16 protein-coding genes are annotated in these 23,074 nt (G+C 42.4%); 8 read left to right on the top strand and 8 right to left on the bottom strand.

Annotated features, from left to right (window positions below; translation table 11 throughout):
• Window positions 1-46: 46 nt before the first annotated feature.
• On the top strand, window positions 47-358 hold the full coding sequence (locus tag KQP79_RS10385; RefSeq protein WP_004299750.1) for an iron-sulfur cluster assembly protein: 312 nt from the start codon (window positions 47-49) through the stop codon (window positions 356-358).
• Window positions 359-430: 72 nt separating this feature from the next.
• A complete protein-coding gene (locus KQP79_RS10390) occupies window positions 431-1,195 on the top strand; it encodes a UDP-2,3-diacylglucosamine diphosphatase (RefSeq protein ID WP_004299751.1) in 765 nt (254 codons plus the stop codon).
• 165 nt (window positions 1,196-1,360) lie between these two features.
• Here KQP79_RS10390 and KQP79_RS10395 read toward each other — a convergent pair whose 3' ends face one another.
• The 7 genes from KQP79_RS10395 to KQP79_RS10425 all read right to left on the bottom strand — a co-directional run bounded on the left by KQP79_RS10395 (window position 1,361) and on the right by KQP79_RS10425 (window position 15,576).
• Entirely contained in the window at window positions 1,361-3,637 is a 2,277-nt protein-coding gene (locus tag KQP79_RS10395) for an alpha-amylase family glycosyl hydrolase (protein WP_004305044.1), read from the bottom strand.
• A gap of 163 nt (window positions 3,638-3,800) precedes the next feature.
• Complete coding sequence (locus KQP79_RS10400) at window positions 3,801-5,282, bottom strand: DUF5115 domain-containing protein (RefSeq protein ID WP_004305043.1); 1,482 nt, start codon at window positions 5,280-5,282, stop codon at window positions 3,801-3,803.
• A 25-nt stretch (window positions 5,283-5,307) separates the two neighbouring features.
• Window positions 5,308-6,480, bottom strand: a complete 1,173-nt coding sequence (locus tag KQP79_RS10405) for a SusF/SusE family outer membrane protein (RefSeq protein ID WP_004310516.1) — start codon at window positions 6,478-6,480, stop codon at window positions 5,308-5,310.
• 35 nt (window positions 6,481-6,515) lie between these two features.
• Window positions 6,516-8,126 (bottom strand): starch-binding outer membrane lipoprotein SusD, encoded by a 1,611-nt coding sequence (gene susD / locus KQP79_RS10410; RefSeq protein WP_022198967.1) that lies wholly within the window; start codon window positions 8,124-8,126, stop codon window positions 6,516-6,518.
• Between the two features lie 29 nt (window positions 8,127-8,155).
• Window positions 8,156-11,203, bottom strand: a complete 3,048-nt coding sequence (locus KQP79_RS10415; RefSeq protein ID WP_004310514.1) for a SusC/RagA family TonB-linked outer membrane protein — start codon at window positions 11,201-11,203, stop codon at window positions 8,156-8,158.
• A 105-nt stretch (window positions 11,204-11,308) separates the two neighbouring features.
• Entirely contained in the window at window positions 11,309-13,525 is a 2,217-nt protein-coding gene (locus KQP79_RS10420) for a glycoside hydrolase family 97 protein (protein WP_032856047.1), read from the bottom strand.
• 197 nt (window positions 13,526-13,722) lie between these two features.
• Window positions 13,723-15,576: a glycoside hydrolase family 13 protein gene (locus tag KQP79_RS10425; protein WP_004299758.1), complete on the bottom strand. Its 1,854-nt coding sequence runs from the start codon at window positions 15,574-15,576 to the stop codon at window positions 13,723-13,725.
• Between the two features lie 244 nt (window positions 15,577-15,820).
• Between KQP79_RS10425 and KQP79_RS10430 the strand changes: the two genes are divergently transcribed.
• Together KQP79_RS10430 and KQP79_RS10435 are read left to right on the top strand one after the other, a co-directional pair.
• A complete protein-coding gene (locus KQP79_RS10430) occupies window positions 15,821-17,416 on the top strand; it encodes a DUF6377 domain-containing protein (protein WP_004305037.1) in 1,596 nt (531 codons plus the stop codon).
• 161 nt (window positions 17,417-17,577) lie between these two features.
• On the top strand, window positions 17,578-18,978 hold the full coding sequence (locus KQP79_RS10435) for an alkaline phosphatase (protein WP_004310511.1): 1,401 nt from the start codon (window positions 17,578-17,580) through the stop codon (window positions 18,976-18,978).
• Window positions 18,979-19,048: 70 nt separating this feature from the next.
• Here the strand turns inward: KQP79_RS10435 and efp are convergent, their stop codons facing one another.
• Complete coding sequence (gene efp / locus KQP79_RS10440; RefSeq protein WP_004299761.1) at window positions 19,049-19,615, bottom strand: elongation factor P; 567 nt, start codon at window positions 19,613-19,615, stop codon at window positions 19,049-19,051.
• Window positions 19,616-19,807: 192 nt separating this feature from the next.
• Here efp and rpmH point away from each other — a divergent pair, with 192 nt between their 5' ends.
• From rpmH to KQP79_RS10460, 4 genes are all read left to right on the top strand, one after another.
• The gene (gene rpmH / locus KQP79_RS10445) at window positions 19,808-19,966 is read left to right on the top strand and encodes a 50S ribosomal protein L34 (protein WP_004299762.1); all 159 of its coding nucleotides are present in this window, start codon (window positions 19,808-19,810) and stop codon (window positions 19,964-19,966) included.
• A 370-nt stretch (window positions 19,967-20,336) separates the two neighbouring features.
• Window positions 20,337-20,990: a PASTA domain-containing protein gene (locus tag KQP79_RS10450; RefSeq protein ID WP_004310510.1), complete on the top strand. Its 654-nt coding sequence runs from the start codon at window positions 20,337-20,339 to the stop codon at window positions 20,988-20,990.
• A 26-nt stretch (window positions 20,991-21,016) separates the two neighbouring features.
• Window positions 21,017-22,090, top strand: coding sequence for an RluA family pseudouridine synthase (locus KQP79_RS10455; protein WP_004299766.1), 1,074 nt, complete (start codon window positions 21,017-21,019; stop codon window positions 22,088-22,090).
• A complete protein-coding gene (locus tag KQP79_RS10460) occupies window positions 22,087-23,061 on the top strand; it encodes a D-alanine--D-alanine ligase (protein WP_004299767.1) in 975 nt (324 codons plus the stop codon). The genes KQP79_RS10455 and KQP79_RS10460 overlap by 4 nt, the downstream gene beginning before the upstream one ends.
• Window positions 23,062-23,074 lie beyond the last annotated feature (13 nt).

The raw sequence follows: 23,074 nt of genomic DNA on the forward strand, positions 1-23,074 counted from the left end.
TTCATTTTTTATCTCTATCTTTGCGATACATAATAAATAAGGACGTATGGAAAAAATTGAAATAGAAGAGAAGATTGTAGCTATGCTAAAGACAGTGTACGATCCGGAGATTCCGGTCAATGTATACGATCTTGGACTGATTTATAAGATTGACGTCTCCGATAGTGGAGAAGCGGCACTCGATATGACGCTGACAGCTCCCAATTGTCCGGCTGCTGATTTTATTATGGAGGATATTCGCCAAAAAGTGGAGTCAGTAGAAGGAGTGAATTCCGCCACCATCAATCTGGTCTTCGAACCTGAATGGGATAAAGACATGATGAGTGAAGAAGCCAAATTGGAATTAGGTTTTCTTTAATCGTTCTATGTCAGGCAGTGCTCTGATTTTATAAGTTGTAATTCGTTATTAGATCTCGTAACTGGTAATTAAATGAAGAACATTTATTTTCTTTCCGATGCACATCTTGGTTCTCGTGCTATTGAGCACGGGCGTACTCAAGAACGGCGTTTGGTGAACTTCCTCGATAGTATAAAGCATAAGGCTTCCGCCATTTATCTACTGGGAGATATGTTCGACTTCTGGTATGAATTCCGGCTGGTAGTTCCTAAGGGGTACACCCGTTTCTTGGGGAAGCTCTCCGAACTAACAGATATGGGTGTAGAGGTGCATTTTTTTATAGGTAATCATGACATCTGGTGTGGAGACTATCTCACCAAAGAGTGTGGTGTCATCATGCATCGCGAACCATTGACTACTGAAATCTACGGAAAGGAGTTTTATCTTGCTCATGGTGACGGCTTGGGTGATCCGGATAAGAAGTTCAAGCTACTTCGTTCGATGTTCCACAGCAAAACTTTGCAAACGATGTTTTCTGCTATTCATCCCCGCTGGAGTGTTGAATTGGGTTTAACATGGGCTAAGCACAGCCGACAAAAACGGGCGGACGGAAAGGAACCGGATTATATGGGAGAAAACAAGGAACACTTGGTACTATATACCAAAGACTACTTGAAAAGCCATCCCAATATCAACTTCTTTATTTACGGACATCGTCACATTGAACTGGATTTGATGTTGAGCGCCACCTCCCGTGTGTTGATTTTGGGAGACTGGATTAACTTCTTCTCTTATGCCGTGTTTGACGGAGAGAATCTCTTTTTGGAAGAGTATATCGAGGGAGAGACACAGGTCTAATTATGTTTCAACAAAATAAAAGGTCAGGCATAATACGGAACAAAATATAAAACAAGGGCACAAAGAAGTAGCAGAAAAATAACCTGCCATCTTTGTGCCTTTGTCGTTAGAGAATCTTCAATGCTTATTAGTTAAATCTTCCTTTCTGCTCAAAACACCCGCTCGTTATTCGGCAAAGTTGGTGTATAAGCGGAACTCGTGTGCAGGAACACTGATCTTTTTTTCTCCCTCCACGGGATTCCCATTTTCCAGATATAGATACCATGTACCTTCAGGAATAGTATAATCGATAGATGCATTGGTGAAATTCGCATACACATGAAGTTGTTTCCCATTCACAGCTTTCAATGTCAGTGTACGTCCATTATCCCAATCATTATAACTGACTTTCCAGGTAAATTGAGAAGAAGCGTTGAATAAATCGGAGTGTGTTGTCCGTAGAGTGATTAGTTTTGTATAAATATCTACCAAGCTTTTACGCTCTGTCTGATATTCCCAAAGGACTGGTTTCTTTCCGGTACGTCCATTTTCGTCTATTGAAATATCATACCCCATTTCGCCGAATTGCCAAAGCATTTTCGGACCTGGAACCGTAAAGAAGAATGCGGCGTTGGATGATAACTGTTTGAGCCGTTCGGACAGGTTGGTTTTTAAGGCTCCATTTCCGTATTCAATCTGTTTATAGGCACACCGCTCTTCGTCATGACTTTCCATATAGCCCACAAATTGATTCGGACGGGTGGTGTCATATAATCCGGAGAAATCACTATTATCTTTCCAGCCCATAGCCGACTGACAATAAGAATGGTTCATATTCCTCCAAAAATGAATTCCTTCTGTGGCTAAAGTTGTTTCTTCATTTGCACAGAAATGTTCCATGGTAACCATTGCATCTTCTTTGACAGCTTTTACGGCTTCGTAGTATTCTTTCAGTACTGATACACGAGCAGGGTCGGTTGCCGCCAAATCATCATCACCTGTTGTCTGTTTCTGTGTGAAACCTTTGGTGAAATCGAAACGGAAACCGTCGATGTGGTAAGTATCTAACAGATATTTCAGGTTGCGTTTGACAAAAGCTTTTGTTTGTTCTGAAGTGTGATTGAAATCATCCGGTGAAAAAACATACTTCTGATGCGGTGTTACAGCGTTCAGCCATGGATTCTTAGTGGAAGGGCGGTTATTAAACGTATCCCAATACATACGGGCAAACGGATTATCATTGTTCGTATGGTTGTAGACTACATCGAAAATAACGGCGATTCCATTCTGATGGCAGGCGTCAATAAAAGCTTTATATTCATTTTGAGTTCCATACGAGGCATCCAGTGCAAAGTATAGTCCGGTGTTGTATCCCCAACTGTCATTACCTGCAAATTCTTGTACAGGCATCAGTTCGATAGCATCTATTCCCAGTTCTTTTAAGTAAGGCAGCTTTTCCATTGCTCCTGCCAGATTTCCACTGGAAGTAAAATCCCGCAACAAGAGCTCATAGATAACCGGATTTTCTTTATTCTTCATCTCAAATTCTCCGGCACTCCATTGATAGGGTTGTGGGTTTGTGCTTACGACTGATACGTAAGGTGCTTGTGCGCCAGTGGGAAAGTTGGTATCCACTCCCTTTTCCAATGCTTGCTCACAATAAGGATCGCACAAGTAAGTACCGCCATCCGAAGCACTGTACACAAAGTACTGGAACTGTGTTTCACCGGCAGTCAATTCCTCCAGAGTGATCCACCAGCAATGGTTTGTTTCGTCATATTTCATCATGTAGCGACTATCCAGTTTCCAGTTGTTGAAATTACCTGTTACAAATACACAATCTTTATGACCGCCCTGACTGTCCTTATCATATAATACAAGCGTTATCGAAGTGGCCGAATGGATATGAATACCCTCTTTTTCTTCTCCGGATATGGGGAGAGGGGCTTTTTGCGGTTCTTCCCAGATAAATCCGTTTTGACTATCTTCTACTAAAGTTGCGTAATCGTAGGTTTGTTGGCTACCTTCCGCATCACGTACAATCAGGTTAATGGTCTGTAAGGGAGTAGATGGAGCAACAGAATAGAAATGGCGGATAGATGAGGAAAGGGTGATACTCCACACATTGTCCTTTGTCTTTTTCAGTCTGTATTTATTCTGATTATCTCCCCATGTAGGTGCACCTGTCCAATTTGCTCCTGTTCCGGAGTGTAAGTACAAGTCGTCAGCGTAACCATAGAAGTTACTTCCTTCGGGTGCTTTGAAGGTGATAGTCAGTGGTTCATCCGCTTTAGGAATAGCCGGATCAAAATTAAATCCGTCGTGGAGAACTTGTTCTTCCGGGGCAGGATCAGTTCCGGACGAAGGACGCTCGCCCGGCATCAACGGATCATCATCTGAACAAGCTCCAAAGCTGTTGAGTATCAGCAATAAAAGGAGCCAAATATATTTAAAGTCTTTCATAAGCCTTATTTTAGAATTCTTCTTCCAATGTAGTGGTACTATATTTAGCTTTGAGTGTGTCAGATTTCGATCATATCTCAAATCTCCTCTTTCCCGAAGAGGGAGACTTGAGATATGATCGTAATTGATTCTACTCGTTGTGCTGTTTAAGAGTGTCTGATAGTTATTCGACTTTACCTTTGCCTGTCGTAAAGTTAATATGGACTTTCTGACCGGCTTTTACATTACATTCGTAGCCAAGTTCGCTTAGATTATCCGATACGTTCTTATTCTCACGGTAAACGATAGTACCATCGCCTTCATTAGCCAGATCAAGTGTAAATTCGCTCTTCCACCAGCCTCCGGCATCTACAGCCGTAGTAGAAATACGTGCCATGCCTGTAACGGTTGCTGCCGGTGATATGAAGTCGCTTGTTTTATCGGTCGGAATCCTGAACAAGGTCGTTTCATCGCAATTCCACGAATTGTTAATCACACCTCCCAACAGGTAAACTTCCGGCAAACGGAATGAAATTGTTTTTCCTTCTGTAGTCACTGCGACAATTACCAGATACCATCCGGATTTACCAATGCCAATATTGCCTCCTGAGGATGTTAATTCGGCGAAATCAATTGCTTCCGGAGATAAGATTTCTTCGTCATAACCAAAGTCTCCTTCCCATTTTCTAACCGGAGCAAACTTGATTTGGTCTCCCGCCGTATAATATTGTATACTCCAGAACATTCCGGGAGTCTGTGTGACAGGAACCATTTCAGGAGCTACTGCCCAATCCCACCCAAGACTGTACGGAGATCCATTGATGTACATGTGCTCGGGTAGATCCTCCTTGATTGTGTATGTATAATCTTCTACATTAATCGTAATTTTCATTTTCTTTCCGCCGGCGCAGGTGAGATTATCCGGGTCGGCTCCTTCTTTATCCCTGAAAGCCAATAATCCCGGATCCGGATCTTCTATTACTTTGGAAGCACCCAAGGCTCTTTGCCAGGCATCCGGAGCTTCTATCGCACTTCCCGGGACAATCTTGAAATCAAACTTCTCTTCCGACTCGACGACTACTGAAAAGAGATACTGATTGTCTTTGTCTACTTCGAGCTTTGTGGCTGTCGATTTGTCCATCTGCCAGCTGTTTAGATCACCTACTATATAGTATTCCGTATCCACAGCCGGAGTTGCGACCGGAGTGATGGCAGATTGCATTTCCGGGTATTCAGTCAGTGAAGTTGCTTCACCGTTGGTTGTCATGACTACCGGTGTCAGCTTTAAAGTGACTTCGCGCTCTAAAGATTTTTGTGACTTATACAAACTTGCCACTTTTTGGTCAAGTTCTGTCAACCTGACTTTTATATTCCCATCTTTTACTTTTGACGGTAGATTTAATATCTGCCCTTCGGCAACTAATTCTATATTACAAGCTGTGAGTGAGAAGTTTTCTGCAATCGAAGAAACAGAGGCGATTACCACAGAATCGCCCGGCTGTTCTTCAAGTTTCATACTGGCAACCGGAGTTATATCTACCATTGCAGTTATAGCTTCTTCCTGGGGATTGGACTGGGGATCAGCCCAGTCCTTAAAATCTTCATCGCAAGCGGTGAAAGCTGCCGAAGCAAGCAACAGACACGCCATATATGATAATCTTTTCATGATATTCAGTTATTAAAGTTAACGATTATTGAGTAACGGAACCTGTTTTCTGAACAAAGTTCAGATTTATTTTCTGCCCTGCCTTAACGTTTATCGCATATTCAGGACCTATTTCCGACCAACTGTCAATCACACTTTTGTTTTCACGGAACACGATTTTTCCATTAGGTATAGCGAACTCCGTACGCCACCAGTCTTCTCCCGGAACTTTGACGGACATACGCAATTCTCCGCCTCCGGTGCATACCGGTGAAACAAAGTCTGCATCTGCCGTTGTTGGTGCTTGGAATTTGCCTTTATCGCCGAATGTCCAATCTCCTATAGCATTGCCTATCAGACAAACTTCGCCCGGAGCAATATCCAGCGTAAAGGCATAATCAGTCCCTTTGATGCTTACAGACATGATCACTGTATACCAGCCTGTGACATTAACGCTGATATTTTGTCCGCCAAATCCATCATCCGATCCGGTGAATGCATCCGAGGCTATTGTCAGACGTGGATCGTTGAATCCGATGTATTCTCCTTCTTTAGTACCGAACTTGAACATATCAGTGCCTCCGAAATAGAATAAACCGAAGAACTTGGACATTCCGTTTACTGCTGCCAAAGGCACCCAGTTGCTCCAATTACTATCTGCCATCGAGCCATTGATAAATATACTGGAAGGTAATTCGAGAGGCGGTACAGCTTTATATCCCAATACTTTGGGAAGTTCAATTACATTCGAAAAAGCGATGCCACGACCACTATTGGTCAGTTCCGCTTTCAGGCGTACATAAACGGGTATGGGAGTGGTCGGAAATTCTTCATCGGAGGATGCACTCCACAAGTCTCCCAGTGCCAATGCAAATTCTAAAGCTTTCACTTCCATTTTGGCAGAAGAATGGGTAGTACCCAAAGTTGTATAATTAGCTTCCGTATTTGTCTCTGCATGAGCGTCAACGAAATTTTCTTCCAGTGAAATTTGTACTGAATAAGTGGTTGCCATCGGAATCCCGTAATCCGGTTGTGTACAGGTTAATTCCAATGATTCGGAGTTTTTAAGGTCGTACACGTTGTTGGAAGCAAAAGCTGGCACATTCAGTACGAACGTATCCGGTTCGTTCAACACAGGGTTGCTGTCACGGTCTGCTTCACAGGCGGACAGAGCTAGTAGCCCCATTGTCAATGTAAATAGTTTATATAGGTTTTTCATTGTTTTCAGTCTTTAAAACGTGAATAAAGGTTCTATCAATATCCCGGATTCTGAGTCATATTTGTATTCGTCAGCGTTTCTGTTTTCGGTATCGGATAGAGATTATAGATCGAACTCACACCGTTTCCTTCAAAGGAACCGCCTTTCCAATCCCAGAGGTAGGTGCTTGAGGTGAAATAGCCATAACGGATCAAATCTGTGCGTCTGAATCCTTCCAGATACAATTCGCGGGCACGTTCATCCAGAATATAATCTAATGTCAGGTTATTGGCAGAGGGTATTTCTGTTGCTTTGGCACGGTCTCTGAGGGCTTTGATATCCAACCAGGCATTTTGTTGTGCATTTGCGCCGCCTGCTCTCAAATAGGCTTCCGCGCGAATCAGATAAGCTTCCGCCAAACGGAAGAACGGAATGTCCGTATCAGGAATTTTAGCATCGTGAGCGGGTTGTCCGTCCGAGCGCAGATTACTCCATTTCATAAATGAAAGTCCGTCGGTGAATTTACCTACACTTTCCAGTTCGGCTTTGCGACCGGTTGTATAGAACAAGGCGCGTTCATCTTTTGCAGCAGCCTGCACATCTCTCACATTCTGCCATTTATTATCGGTATATTCGGTGAAAGGAATATCCTCACTGTTTGCGAAGAACTTGTCAACCAGTGCTTTGCGTGTACGGATACATTCCCAAGGGTCATTTGTTCCGCGATTCGGCATGTCGCTCTTTTGCGTTGCAGCAATCAGGAAGTAACTTCCTCCGTAACTCTTTGCTTGTACACCATCCTGACGGATAGAAAGGATGATTTCTTTTTTAGCATCGGGATTTTCATCATTGTCTGCCATAAAAAGTTGTTCGTAATTTCCACACAATCCGTATCCATTGGAGGGATCGAGCACTTTGCCGGCATAGGTGATAGCATCATTCCAACGCGGTTGTCCGGTGTATACTTCGGCATTGAGATACAAACGGGCACGCAGCAACCAGCAAGCAGCTTTGTCGGCACGTCCGAAAGGAGCTTGACGCGGTTCGCTCATATCATTTTCGATGCTTTCCAGTTCGCTTTCAATATAAGCGAACAGTTCGGAGGCCGTCTTTTGAGGAGGATTCTCTTTGGAGAAGTGTTCGGTGAAAGGAGCTTTTCCGAAGGTGTCCATCAGATAATAGTAAAATAAGGAACGGAGAAAACGGGCTTCGGCACGTTGCTGAACGGAGGTAGCATCCTCTTTTCCGGCGATCTGATCCAGGAAGAAATTGCAGAGTGTGATATTATATGCTAAACGATTATATAATATTTCTGTCTGCTGATGAGAGGAGTTCCAACGCATATAAGTTAGTTCGGGGATACCGGCATTTTCTTGCCAGGTCCATATCATCTCATCAGTGCCATATTCATTGTTAGTGAAAAGAGCGCGATAGAAACAGGATTGACCTTCGTCCTTTACTGCGATATCCGGATCTTCGCTCAATTTTTGTCCGGTAAGTCCCAGTGAAGCGTATAGTTTGGTAAAGTACATATCTTGGTCGAAGGTGGCAGTCATCTGAGGATCGATTGGAGATATATCCAGGTCATTGATACAGGAGGTCATTCCGGTGGTCAGGCTAAGGAACAACGCTGCTGAAACTATTGATTTTATATGTTTGAACTTCATAATAGTCTACTTTTTAATAAATTACAATCTTAGAACTGAAGACTTAGCCCGAACAGGATAGTGATCGGATGAGGATAAATGTTCCTGTCAATACCTGCTACTCCGGCATCATTTCCTGAACTGATAACCGATTCAGGATCGAGTCCTGTATACTTGGTGATAACGAAGGGATTCTGTACAGTACCGTAAATACGGCCGTTGATACCTTTATAAGCCTGGGACTTCAGTAAATTTTTGAAGCTATAACCTACTGTTATGTTATCACAACGCAAGAATGAAGCATTCTCAACGAAACGATCGGACAGATAATAGTCTCCCTTTCCTTCAAATCCCAGATTCACGGCAGCTGTCGGGCGGTTGGAATAGTATCCATGATTAAAGATTCCTCCCTTGCCGACACTGGATTTACTGGCCAGTACGTCATTGTACACATAGTTATTCAGGCTGGCACGGAGGGCAAAGCTTAAATCCCAATTTTTATAAGTGAATTTGGAAGTCAGTCCCATCAATACGTCAGCGGCAGGTTTTTTATAGATATATTTGTCCGAAGCGTTGATGACACCATCTCCGTTACGGTCTACGAACATGTTTTCAATCGGTTTTCCATCCTTATCATACACTTGTTGGTAAACGAAGAATGAGTTCATCGGATAACCTACTTTCTGTACCTGGCAGGTTGCACCGCTAATACCAGTAGATACACCTCCGGTTTCTACATAGTAATTAGAATCATCTCCTCCGGTCAGTTTAGTGATTTCATTTTTGTTCCAAGTGATGTTATATCCCAAGTCCCAGACAAAATCTTTGGTTACAATAGGTTTGGCATTGATGGTGAATTCAAGCCCCGTATTTTTTAATGAACCGATGTTGCTGATCAGTTGGGTATTAAAGTTAGTCCCCGCCGCAATCTTTACGGTATTGATTAAATCGTCGGTTTTCCGGTAATAGTAATCCATCGAGCCGGAGATACGTCCGTTCAGGAAAGCAAAGTCGAAACCTGCGTTATAAGTCGTTGTCTCTTCCCATTTCAGGTCTTCGTTATAAGCTTTAGGACGCATAGTGCCATAATAGGTATCCCCGAAAGGATAATAACCTCCGGCTGCGTTGACGCGGTACAGTGCCATATAAGGGAAATCATAATCGTCGCCTAAGTTCTGCTGACCCGTGATACCCCATCCGAGGCGGAGTTTCAGATCTGACAATACTTCTACGTTTTTCAGGAAATTTTCTTCTTTCAGTTTCCATCCCAAAGCAACAGAAGGGAAGCTACTCCAACGGTTGTCTTTAGAGAAACGGGAAGAACCGTCCTGGCGGAAAGTGGCTGTCAGCAAATAACGGCTAAGTAATGTATAATTTACGCGGGCAAAATAAGAAACTAATGTACTGTGATGTCCCCAGGCTGTTTGTGAGCGCAGATTCGGATTGTAGGCTTCGCCTGTTAACGGATTTGTTCCTTGTCCGACTTTATATCCGGTATAGTGGAAATGTTGCTCTTCACCACCCAGTATTACGTCGACATAATGATCCCCGATTTCTTTGGAATATTGTGCATAGGCATTCACCGACAGGTTATATTTGTAGCCGTAGTCAGTCCCGTTCCAACCATAGTAATAAGAGCCCGGGGCATAAGGTGAATTTACATTCTTTTCCTTACCTTCCGAGTAGTCACCGCCTACGTTAGCATGGATATGCAGGTCAGGGAGGAAGTGGAATTTATAGTCTACTTCTACATTGCTGATAAAACTGGTGTTTCTGGAAGTATGTTTCTTTAGTTTCAGTAGGGAAACAGGGTTGGCGGTTGAATTACTTTCCAGTGTAAGCGGCCATTCCGGATCGTTATATGAACTACCGTCACTGGTCGGTTGGTAGAATCCACCGAAGTTTTTGTACATGTCCGAAGAGTCATATACAGGTTGGGTCGGGTCCATGGTCAAAGCTGCGCCGATAGCCCCGTCGTCAGCATAACGTTGGTTGGCCCACATCATTTTAGCATTGATATTGAACTTCAGGTGATCTTTAAAGAAAGAGGGTGTCAGATTGACGGAGGCGGTATAACGCTCGAAATTAGATGTCATCAGGATCCCATTCTGATTGGTGTAACCGAAAGAAACACGATAAGGCATATTTTTCAAACCACCGCTTACAGTCACGTTATGGTCTGTACTAACGGCTGTCTGGAAAATTTCTTTCTGCCAGTCAGTGTTTGCTTCACCGAAGGGGCTTGGAGCATTTCCTTCACCATAAAGTTTGGATACGTATCCTTTGAATTCATTGGCATCCATTACGTCTATTGTCTTTTGCAGTATACCGGCGGAAACGTTACCTTCATAGTTCACCTGTGGTTTGCTGCCTGCTTTCCCTTTCTTTGTAGTGATGATAATCACACCATTAGAAGCACGTGAACCATAGATGGCGGTGGCCGAAGCATCTTTCAAAACAGTGAAAGTTTCGATGTCATTCGGGTTTACCATTGCCAAAGGATTAGTCAAACCTTGCACACCGCTATTATCCATTGCCAGTCCGTCGATAACGATCAACGGATCGTTTTTGGCGTTCAATGATGAACCACCGCGAATACGAATCGTAGCTCCTCCACCCGGAGTACCGCTGGAAATTACATTCACACCGGCTATTTTACCTGTTATCATATCCTGTGCGCTGGTGATTACTCCTTTGCTGATTTTATCCGGCTTGATGGCAGTAACTGATCCCGTCAAGTCGTTTTTCTTTACTGTTCCGTAACCTACAACGACTACGGCGTCCAATACTTGAGAGTCATCTTCCAGTGTGACCATTACCGAAGGAGCTGCTTTAATTTCTGCTGCTTTGTAACCGACGAATGTAATGGACAGAATAGAATTTTGAGGAACATTCAATGTGAAGTTACCGTCAAAGTCAGTGATGGTACCCGTTGTGGTACCCTTGGCAATGACATTGGCGCCAATCACGGGTTCGCCCATAGCATCTTTCACATGTCCTTTGACTGTGATTTGCTGTGCATAAGCGCCCAATGATAAAAACATCCCTATTAACAAGGGGAGAATCGTTTGAACGATTCTAAATTTAACTTGCTTCATGCATTTAAAAAATTAAAGTTAACAATATAGTAATATTATTTCTCTCTCTTAAAAGTTTCTTTAAAAATACCTATTGAAAACACTTTTTTTAAGACTATCCTTTATTTATAGTCTTTTCAATCCCTTAAACTCTGATTTGTTTTTCACCTCTTTGATACTGATTGCGTATCCACCGCCATTGGCAGCGTGCAGATTCAGTTTGCTTTTATTATTCAAGATACCTTTTTTGATGGTGTATGCCTGCGGGTTATCTTTCCAGTCGGTATCTTTGGCATCTGCGTATACGGTAGCGACGTATTGTTTTCCCGGTTCCAGGAAATCGAACGTTAATTGGGAGTCGTGGCCGTTTTCACCGGCTGTGCAGCCTATGTACCAGTCGTCCGTTCCTTTTGCTTTGCGGGCAATTGTGATGTATTCTCCCGGTTCTGCTTCCAGATAGATTGTTTTGTCCCAGTCGAGAGCGACGTCTTTGATAAACTGGAAAGCATCCATAAAGCGTTCGTAGTTTTCCGGAATATCGGCAGCCATCTGCAAAGGGCTATACATGGTGACATACAATGCCAGTTGGCGTGCAATGGTTGAACGTACCTGGGAGTTGTTTGCCGGATTCATCTGGTTACAGTGAGTCTCGAAGATGCCGGGAGTGTAATCCATCGGACCACCGACCAGGCGTGTGAAAGGCAGAATCGTCGTGTGGTATACTTTATTTCCTCCAAATGATTCATATTCTGTTCCACGTGCGGATTCATTACCGATCAGATTGGGATATGTACGGCAGATACCGGTTGGACGGGTTGCTTCGTGTGCATTGACCATGATTTTATAATCGGCGGCTTTTTTCACGGCATACAGGTAATGATTATTCATCCATTGACCGTAATGATGTTCTCCGCGTGGAATGATATTACCCACATAACCGCTTTTAACCGAGTTATATCCATTGTCTACCATGAATTGGTAAGCTTTATCCAGGTGACGTTCGTAGTTGCGAACAGATGCAGAAGTCTCATGGTGCATCATCATTTTAATTCCTTTGCTTGCAGCATAACGATGGATTTCCTGTACGTCGAAATCAGGATATGCAGTCAGGAAGTCAAATACATAGTCTTTGCTGTTGCCGAACCAGTCTTCCCATCCTTCATTCCAACCTTCTACCAGCACTGCATCAAATCCGTTGGCTGCGGCAAAGTCGATGTAACGTTTCACGTTAGCTGTATTGGCAGAATGTTTGCCGTTCGGTTTGGTTTTGGAGTAGTCTGTAACGCCAAGTTTCACGCTGGTCAGTTCATCTGTATAAGCCCAGGAACCTTTTCCGGTAATCATGTCCCACCATACGCCTATATATTTCACCGGTTTAATCCAGGAGGCGGCGTCTGCAATCTTACAAGGTTCGTTCAGGTTGAGGGTGATGCGGGAGGCGAGAATGTTACGTGCATCATCACTGACGATGATCGTACGCCACGGAGAGTTGCACGGAGTCTGCATGTAACCTTTATCCCCTTTTGCATCCGGTGTCAGCCAGGATTCGAATATCATGTTTTTGTCGTCCAGATTGAGGTGCATACAAGAATAATCAATCAAAGCGGCTTCGTGCAGATTGATGTATAAACCATCATCTGTTTTCATCATCAGTGCCGTCTGTACACCTGTCGGTGAAAATGGGGTTTGAGAAGAATTTGGAGTGATCGCCTGTTGCATCAAACCTCTGATTTCCGATAGACGGGAGATGGTGTAGTCGTACTCTTGAGTGTCGTAATCGCCCGGTATCCAGTATGCGATATGGTTGCCTGCCATGGCAAATTGGGAATGTTCTTCCTTGATAACGAAGTAGTTCAGTGATTTCTGTTGCGGAAATTCATAACGGAATCCCAAACCATCATTGAACAGGCGGAAGCGAACAACGATGGAACGGTCGTTCATTGGCTGAAACAGAATGACTGCCAGTTCGTTATACTGATTGCGGATTTCCTTTTCTTCTCCCCAGACTGGTTGCCAGGTTTCGTCAAAGGTAGTCGTTTGCGCATCTTTCAGCTTGAAGCCATTATAAAGATTGGATTTAGAATCGAGCTTGGTGAGGTCTCTGCGGTCTACCCAGTCAAAGTCGGTTCTGGTATTATCTTCTTTTTTCAATTCCAGTCCGAGAGTGCTCGGCTTAATTACCACCTTGCCTTTGTAAGTCAAGTCGTAGGTTGGTGCGCCTTCTTTGTTAACCTGAAAGGTCAGAACCAGATTGCCATCCGGTGAGGTCAGTTTCTGTTGTGCATTCGCAATGAATGAGATGCAAAGGAATGCGATGATCGAAAAAAACTTTTTCTTTTTCATTCTATTTATGGTATTAAATTGTAAGCTAACCGATATTTCTATTCCTGTTTGTTTCGGATATTGCAAATGTAGCAACCACCTTCACTTTTTTGCTTGATTAGAATAAAAATACAAGTTTGTATAAATGCTAGTATCTTGTTTTATAATTGTTTATCTATCTGATTTCATTGGATAAATATAAGTCGTAGTGAACTTGCTTAGAAGGCTAAAAGGTATATCCCACGGCTTGGAAGTGTTAATTCATTTCTTAATTCAATCTTTTTGTCTGTGAGCAAATCATGAGCAGACGAGGTGGAGAGTATTTCCTGATAAGGATGTAAGTCAATAGTCTGTTCCCGGTCGTTTCCATTCAGAAAGACAACGACTGATTGGTTACCGTATTTGCGTTCATAAACATAAATGCCTTTATTGGGTGCGAAATGTTTTAGTTTGCCTTTGGCGATGACTTCATTTCCTTTTCTCCATTGGAGCAGTTTTTGCATAAAAGAGAAGGCTTCATTTTGTTGCGGAGTACGGTTGGTTGCTTCAAAACAGTTTTTGGCGTCATTCTGCCAACCTCCCGGAAAGTCACATCGGAGTAATCCGTCTCCATTTGCTTTGTCGGCTGCCATCAGGATTTCAGTTCCATAATATATTTGTGGAATTCCACGGGTAGTCAGTAAGAATGTCAAGGCTTGTTTATATCGGTTCAGGTTCTTGGTATCTTCCTCCGAACGGTAGAAACGGGAAGTATCGTGATTATCGAGGAAGGTCAGCAGACTCATTGGATCGGCGTAGACAATATCCTGTGAGAGGTATTCGTAGAGTCTGAAAAGTCCTCCGTTCCATTCGGTGGTTTCTTCGTCGAAAGCTTTATTTATTTCTTCCATCAGTGGGAAATCCATGACAGTAGGAAGATAACTGTTTTTCGGATAAGCAAGTTTACTGTCTTTCTGCCAGTAGGAGATCAGTACATTGCTGCCCAGCCATGTCTCACCGACAATGTTGAATGAAGGATATTCATCATTGACCGCTTTGCACCAATGCGCCATCATTTCAAAGTCGGCGTAAGGATGTGTATCCTGGCGGATTCCGTTGATACCCGCATATTCTATCCACCAGATACTACTCTGTATCAGGTAAGTGGCTACGTGACGGTTTCGTTGGTTGAAGTCCGGCATAGTCAGTGTGAACCAACCGTCAATGGCCAGCTTTTTATCATAATCGGAAGTATAAGGGTCCATTTGGGTGGCAGTTTTGAAACTGGTCTGCATGTAGTTTCCCTCAAAGTTGAACCAATCTTTGGCAGGCATGTCTTTGAATAGATAATTGTTCGAACCGCAATGGTTGAAGATCATGTCCATGACTACCTTTAGCCCTTTAGCATTGGCTTCTTTTACGAGATTGCGAAACTCTTCATTGCTTCCGAGGCGACGGTCTACTTGATAGTAATCGGTGATGGCATATCCATGATAAGAGCCTTCCTTCATGTCATTTTCCTGAATCGGGTTAAGCCATATACTCGTAACTCCGAGGTCTGCAATATAATCCAAATGTTTCTCTATTCCTTTTAAATCACCGCCATGACGGGCGAAAGGTTCGTTGCGGTCTATGTTTGCTTCCAACATTCCGGGAATTATATCATTGGAGGGGTTGCCGTTGGCAAAGCGGTCCGGCATAATGAGATAAAGTACATCACTGGAGTTGAAGCCTTCTACTGCTGAAGCATTCTCTTTGCGCTGTTTAAGTTCGTATGGTATTTTAGTCTGTTTTTTACCTTGTTTCAGGAGAATGTCGAAGTGCTGAGGGATAGCTTTTGAAAGATCTAAATATAAGATCAGATAATTAGGATTTTCCTGTTTCACCACGTCCTGCAGGGTGATGTCATTAGAAGAAATACTTACCTCTGCGGATGATATGCCATCGCCGTATAGAAGTATTTGTAGTTCGGGATTCTTCATTCCTGCCCACCAAAAGGTAGGAGCCACTTTCTTTATATTGGTTGCGGCGAATGCTTGATGATAACCCGATAGAAGTAATAGTAAAATAGCAAATAACAAATTTCGTTTCATGGTAGCTAGATTTTTAACTGTTTGCTCGGAGAACCGATGATGCAAATGTAGGGGGATGCTGTGCACCTTTGTGAGATTAGAATGGAAATATAAACCTGTTATCTGACTATGTTGCTGATAATTAGTTGGATATTCTAATACCTTATGCCGAAAAATACAAGTGAAAATGAAAATAGTTATACCCATATTTTTCGTTTTCATTACTATATTTCTTATATTTGTAACATCTTTAAAAAGGAACCTTATGAAAAATCTAACCCTTTATATGCTATTTCTTCTTTTGCTCTTTCCTTTTTCGTTGTGTGCAATGCATACGGATAATGCGGCTGCTCTTAAAAAGCTGGATGAAGTTATAAGCAAGAAAGAGACTTTCCAGATTCGGAAAGAGAAAGAGATTAATAACTTGAAATTAGAACTTGCCCATTCTACTGATCCTGTTCGAAAATATGAATTATATGCCTCTCTTTTTGGTGCTTATTTGCATTATCAGGCAGACTCGTCCTTATATTATATTAACCGTGAGATGGAAATCCTTCCATTGTTGAACCGCCCGGAATTGGAGTATGAGATCATCATTAATCGTGCTACGGTAATGGGAGTAATGGGAATGTATATAGAAGCCATTGAACAGTTGGAGAGGATTGATCCTAAAAAATTGAATGAGTGGACTCGGTTATCTTATTATCAGACGTATCGTGCCTGCTACGGGTGGTTAGCAGATTATACGACCAATAAGAATGAAAAAGAAAAGTATTTGAAGAAAACCGATTTATATAGAGATTCCATTATTGCTGCGATGCCTCCAGAGGCAAACAAAACGATTGTTTTAGCCGAAAAATGCATAATGAACGGGAAAGCCGATGTCGCTGTGGATATGCTGAACAATGCTTTGAAAGAAATTCAGGATGAACGTCAGAAAGTATATATTTATTATACTCTTTCCGAAGCTTATAGTATGAAGAAAGATATCGAAAAAGAAGTTTACTATCTGATTCTGACTGCCATTGCGGATCTGGAAACTCCGGTGAGGGAGTATGCTTCATTGCAGAAACTCGCGCATCTGATGTATGAATCAGGAGATATTGACCGTGCCTACAAATACTTGAGTTGCTCGATGGAAGATGCTGTGGCGTGTAATGCCCGTTTGCGGTTTATTGAGGTGACGGAGTTTTTTCCGATTATCGACAAGGCGTATAAATTAAAAGAAGAAAAAGAACGTGCCGTTTCCCGCGCTATGTTGATTAGTGTCAGTTTGTTGTCTTTGTTTCTTCTGATTGCTATTTTCTATCTATATCGTTGGATGAAGAAGTTGTCTGTTATGCGGCGGAATCTTAGTCTGGCTAACAAACAAATGTCTGCGGTCAACGCGGAACTGGAGCAAACCGGAAAAATAAAAGAAGTCTATATCGCCCGCTATCTGGACAGATGTGTCAACTATCTCGACAAACTGGAAACTTATCGTCGTTCATTGGCAAAATTGGCAATGGCATCGCGTATCGAAGATTTGTTTAAAGCTATCAAGTCCGAACAGTTTATCCGGGATGAGCGGGATGAATTCTATAATGAGTTCGACAGGTCTTTTCTGAAACTTTTCCCGAACTTTATTTCAGCTTTCAATAATTTGCTGGTAGAAGAAGGAAGAGTGTATCCTAAATCCGATGAACTTCTGACAACAGAACTTCGTATCTTTGCCCTTATCCGTCTGGGAGTAGTAGACAGTAACAAGATTGCTCATTTTCTCGGTTATTCTTTGGCAACTATCTATAATTATCGTAGCCGGATGCGTAATAAAGCTGCCGGAGATAAAGATATGTTCGAGCAGAATGTAATGAACCTATAATGTTATTCACAGATAGCAATATGTTATTACTTCGTAATATACGAGCCAATAATGCTTGTGTATAAAGCAAATATCTACTTTTAGTGTTCAATAATCCACTGTGCATCTCTCTTTTTTTTCTACCTTTGTAGACAACTAATCTAAAATAAATATACTAGAAAATGAAAAAGTTAGTCTACACACTGTTCTTTGTCCTTATCTCCGTTGTAGCCAACGGGCAGGCAAAGTACGTATTCTATTTCATCGGAGATGGAATGGGAGTCAATCAAGTAAATGGTACGGAGATGTATCAGGCGGAAATTCAAAATGGTCGTATTGGAGTCGAGCCTTTGTTATTTACTCAATTTCCGGTTGCTACCGTAGCAACCACTTTCTCTGCTAAAAATTCAGTAACAGACTCTGCAGCTGCAGGTACTGCATTGGCAACAGGAAAGAAAACTTATAATGGCGCTATTTCTGTAGGAGAAGATAAAAAAGCTATTCAGACTGTCGCAGAAAAAGCAAAGAAAGCAGGAAAAAAGGTGGGCGTAACGACTTCTGTCAGTGTGGATCATGCTACTCCTGCCGCATTTTATGCACATCAACCCGATCGTAATATGAATTATGAAATTGCTCTTGATTTGCCGAAAGCCAATTTCGATTTTTATGCAGGCGGTGGTTTCTTGAAACCTACCACCACTTATGACAAGAAAGAAGCTCCGAGCATTTTCCCTATTTTTGAAGAGGCAGGATATACAGTAGCACGTGGTTACAATGACTATAAGGCAAAAGCTGCAAAAGCAGAAAAGATGATCTTGATTCAGGAAGAGGGAGCCAATCCTTCTTGTCTGCCTTATGCTATTGACCGCAAAGAGAATGATTTGACATTAGCACAAATTACGGAAAGTGCTATTGACTTTCTTACTAAAGGCAATAATAAAGGCTTTTTCCTGATGGTAGAAGGAGGTAAAATAGACTGGGCATGCCACGCTAATGACGCCGCTACTGTGTTCAACGAAGTGAAAGACATGGATAATGCCATCAAAGTAGCTTATGAATTCTATAAGAAACATCCGAAAGAAACGCTGATTGTGATTACCGCAGACCATGAAACAGGTGGTATCGTGCTCGGTACGGGAAAATATGCGTTGAACCTGAAAGCATTGCAATATCAGAAACATTCTGCTGACGGACTTTCACAACGTATCAGTGAATTGAGAAAATCAAAAGGCAATAAAGTCACTTGGGAGGACATGAAAACATTCCTCGGCGAAGAAATGGGCTTCTGGAAACAATTCCCTCTTTCTTGGGAACAGGAAAAGACGTTGCGTGATGAATTTGAGAAATCATTCGTGAAGAATAAAGTCGTATTTGCTGAAAGTATGTACTCTAAGAGCGAACCGATGGCTGCACGTGCAAAGGAAGTGATGGATGAAATCGCTATGATAGGTTGGGTAAGTGGCGGGCACTCTGCCGGTTATGTTCCTGTATTTGCTATTGGTGCAGGTTCTCAACTGTTTGGTGAGAAGATTGACAATACAGAAATTCCTAAAAGAATTGCGAAAGCTGCAGGATATAAATAATAGAACTGTATGAATATAAAAATAGCCGGAAGTCCTTGGACTCCCGGCTATTTTTATATGTTTTTGCAAATTATGCTTTCACACGTCCTACGTAAGAACCGTCACGAGTATCGATTTCGATTGTTTCACCCTCGCTGATGAACAAAGGAACACGTACTGTTGCACCTGATTCCACAGTTGCAGGTTTCAGTGTGTTAGTAGCTGTATCACCTTTCATGCCCGGTTCTGTATAAGTCACCTTCATCTGAACCTTGATCGGCATGTCTGCATAAAGTACAGTTTCAGTAGAAGCATCAGAAACAACTTCCAATACTGAACCTTCGAGCAGGAAGTCAACACCATTAATCAGATCGTGAGCGATAGGATGTTGATCGAATGTTTCCTGGTTCATAAAGATATAATCTTCTCCTTCTTTATACAAAAATTGGTATGGACGACGTTCTACACGTACATCTTCCAACTTTTCACCGATGTTGAAACGGCGTTCGAGAACGTATCCGCTAACTACATCTTTCAATTTAGTACGCATAAAAGTGTTACCTTTACCTGGTTTTACATGCAGGAATTCTACACAGAAATAGAGCTTTCCGTCCATACGGATACAAGTTCCGTTTTTGATGTCTTGAGCATTAATCATACTGCTATTTTTCTTATTATATTATTGTTATTTAATTGTTTTCGCAGGAATTCGACTGCAAAAGTAATCTAAATCGGTAAAAAACACAAAAACTTTTGAGCAAAAATGAGTTATCTCTTGGTTAATTTAAAAAAAGTGCCTATTTTTGCAGCCCGATTACGTAGAATAATAACATAAAAACAAGATACAGTAATGAAAAGAACATTTCAACCCTCTAACAGAAAGAGAAAGAACAAACACGGTTTCCGTGAGAGAATGGCATCGGCTAATGGTCGTAGAGTATTAGCTGCTCGTCGTGCGAAAGGCAGAAAGAAACTGACTGTTTCTGATGAGTACAACGGACAAAAGTGATAATCACTTGTCATCAGGAAACAAAAAAGGCGGAGAATTTAATCTTCGCCTTTTTTGTTTCTCTGTTTTTCAAGGGGATAGTATGTTAAAAAGCGGTATTGTTTGCTCTTATTTATGACTTTTTGCTTTTCTTTGTGAGATTAAATAAAACTCATAAACGAACATACGCGATGGTAGAGTATATCCGGGACATGAAACCCCGTATCATTATAATAAGGTTGTTGAAATCTATAGGAGTGGGGATTATAGTTGCAGCAATTCTGGCGATGATAAGCGTCTTTGCATAATAGGTAGGGACATTTTTCATCGCCTACTTTTTAAAAGTTCAACTATTTTGTCGTATCTTTGGCGCATATTAACAGCAATGCGTATGACTATTAAAGAATTCTTTTCTTTTAAAACCAATAAATATTTCTGGGTGAATATTATCGCCATGATTGTGGTGATGGTAGTGATGATATTTGGTGTGTTGAAATGGCTTGATATACATACACATCATGGTGAAAGCGTGGTAGTTCCCGATGTGAAGGGAATGACAGTGGAAGAAGCTACGAAGATGTTCCGGAATCACGGTTTGGTATATGTGATTTCTGATACCAAATATGTCAAAGATAAAGCAGCGGGTATCATTCTTGAACTGAAACCGGGAGCCGGTGAAAAAGTGAAGGAAGGACGTACAGTATACCTGACAGTCAATACCCTGGATGTCCCTTTACGTGCCATTCCCGATGTGGCGGACAACAGCTCGCTCCGTCAGGCACAGGCTAAGTTACTGAATGCTGGTTTCAAGCTGAATCAGGTTCAATTGGTAAATGGTGAGAAAGACTGGGTGTACGGTGTGAAATATCAGGGACGTCAGTTGGCTGCCGGAGAAAAGATTCCTTTAGGGGCTTCTTTGACATTGATGGTGGGAGACGGCTCCGGTGATATGTCGGAAGAAGAGGACTCGGTCGATGTTTCCGTGGATACGGAGAAACCGGTTACGTCGGAATCATCACCTGCTCAAGATGATAGTTGGTTTTAATAGATAAATAACAGAAACGGACTCGCATGATAGAGGAAGAACTTCCGGATGAACTGGAGAATGATTTGGATGATATAGAACCTGTCGGTGACGAATCCCAGCTTTACGAACACTTCCGCGTGGTTGTAGACAAGGGACAGGCGATGGTCAGAGTCGACAAATATCTGTTCGAACGTATTGTCAATGCTTCGCGCAACCGTATTCAGAAGGCTGCCGAAGACGGATTCGTTATGGCCAATGGCAAACCGGTGAAGAGTAGCTACAAAGTGAAACCGCTGGATGTCATTACGGTGATGATGGACCGTCCCCGTTATGAAAATGAAATTATTCCTGAAAATATTCCCCTTACTATCGTTTATGAAGACCCTTATCTGATGGTTGTGAATAAACCGGCGGGATTGGTCGTGCATCCGGGACACGGAAACTATCACGGCACGCTGGTCAATGCGCTGGCCTGGCACATGAAGGATATACCGGATTATGATGCCAATGACCCGCACGTGGGACTTGTTCATCGCATCGATAAAGATACTTCAGGCTTACTGGTGATTGCCAAGACACCGGATGCCAAAACAAATCTGGGAATTCAATTTTTTAATAAGACTACCAAACGCAAATATCGTGCTTTGGTGTGGGGTGTTATGGAACAGGATGAAGGAACGATTGTCGGTAATATTGCCCGTAATCCGAGAGACCGGATGCAAATGGCGGTGATGTCCGATCCGACAGTGGGCAAACATGCCGTTACACACTACCGCGTACTGGAAAGACTGGGATACGTAACCCTTGTGGAATGTATACTTGAGACAGGACGTACTCATCAGATTCGTGTCCACATGAAACATATCGGTCATGTGTTGTTCAATGACGAACGCTATGGCGGTCATGAGATACTGAAAGGAACCCATTTTAGTAAATACAAACAGTTTGTAAATAATTGCTTTGACACTTGTCCCCGACAGGCTTTGCATGCTATGACATTGGGGTTTGTGCATCCCGTCACAGGTGAAGAGATGTATTTTACTTCCGAACTTCCGGATGACATGACCCGGCTTATCGAGAAGTGGAGAGGCTATATAAGTAATAGAGAATTAGAATGAAACGCAACATCGCTATCGTAGCAGGAGGAGATACCTCTGAAATCGTAGTTTCCCTGCGTAGCGCACAGGGTATTTATTCCTTTATTGATAAGGAAAAGTATAATTTGTATATCGTGGAGATGGAAGGCCGTCGCTGGGAAGTACAATTACCGGACGGAAACAAAGTGCCGGTGGATAGAAACGACTTTAGTTTTACGAACGGAACGGAGAAGGTTGTGTTCGACTTTGCTTATATCACCATCCACGGTACGCCGGGTGAGGATGGCAGGCTGCAAGGCTATTTTGATATGATGCGTATTCCGTATTCCTGTTGTGGAGTGTTGGCGGCTGCCATTACTTATGACAAGTTTACCTGCAATCAATATCTGAAGGCTTTTGGAGTGCGCATTGCCGAATCATTGTTGTTGCGCCAAGGACAATCGGTTTCTGACGAGGAAGTAGTGGAAAAGATTGGCCTGCCTTGTTTTATCAAGCCTAGTCTGGGAGGTTCGAGTTTCGGAGTTACGAAAGTGAAGACAAAAGAACAAATACAACCGGCCATTGTTAAAGCTTTCGGAGAAGCGGAAGAGGTGATTGTTGAAGCGTTTATGGACGGAACGGAACTGACTTGCGGCTGTTATAAGACAAAAGAGAAGTCGGTCATCTTTCCACCTACGGAAGTAGTGACGCACAATGAGTTCTTTGATTATGATGCTAAATATAATGGACAGGTAGATGAAATCACTCCTGCGCGTATCTCGGATGAATTGACCAAACGCGTACAGATGCTGACTTCAGCTATCTATGATATATTAGGTTGTTCCGGCATTATCCGTGTAGATTACATTATAACTGCCGGTGAAAAACTGAATCTTCTCGAAGTAAATACTACTCCGGGAATGACTACTACCAGTTTTATTCCCCAGCAAGTGCGTGCAGCCGGACTGGATATAAAGGATGTGATGACTGATATTATTGAAAACAAGTTTTAAGTATTAAGTATCA

It is taken from the genome of Bacteroides sp. DH3716P, assembly GCF_025914115.1.
In the GTDB taxonomy this organism is placed as follows: domain Bacteria; phylum Bacteroidota; class Bacteroidia; order Bacteroidales; family Bacteroidaceae; genus Bacteroides; species Bacteroides ovatus.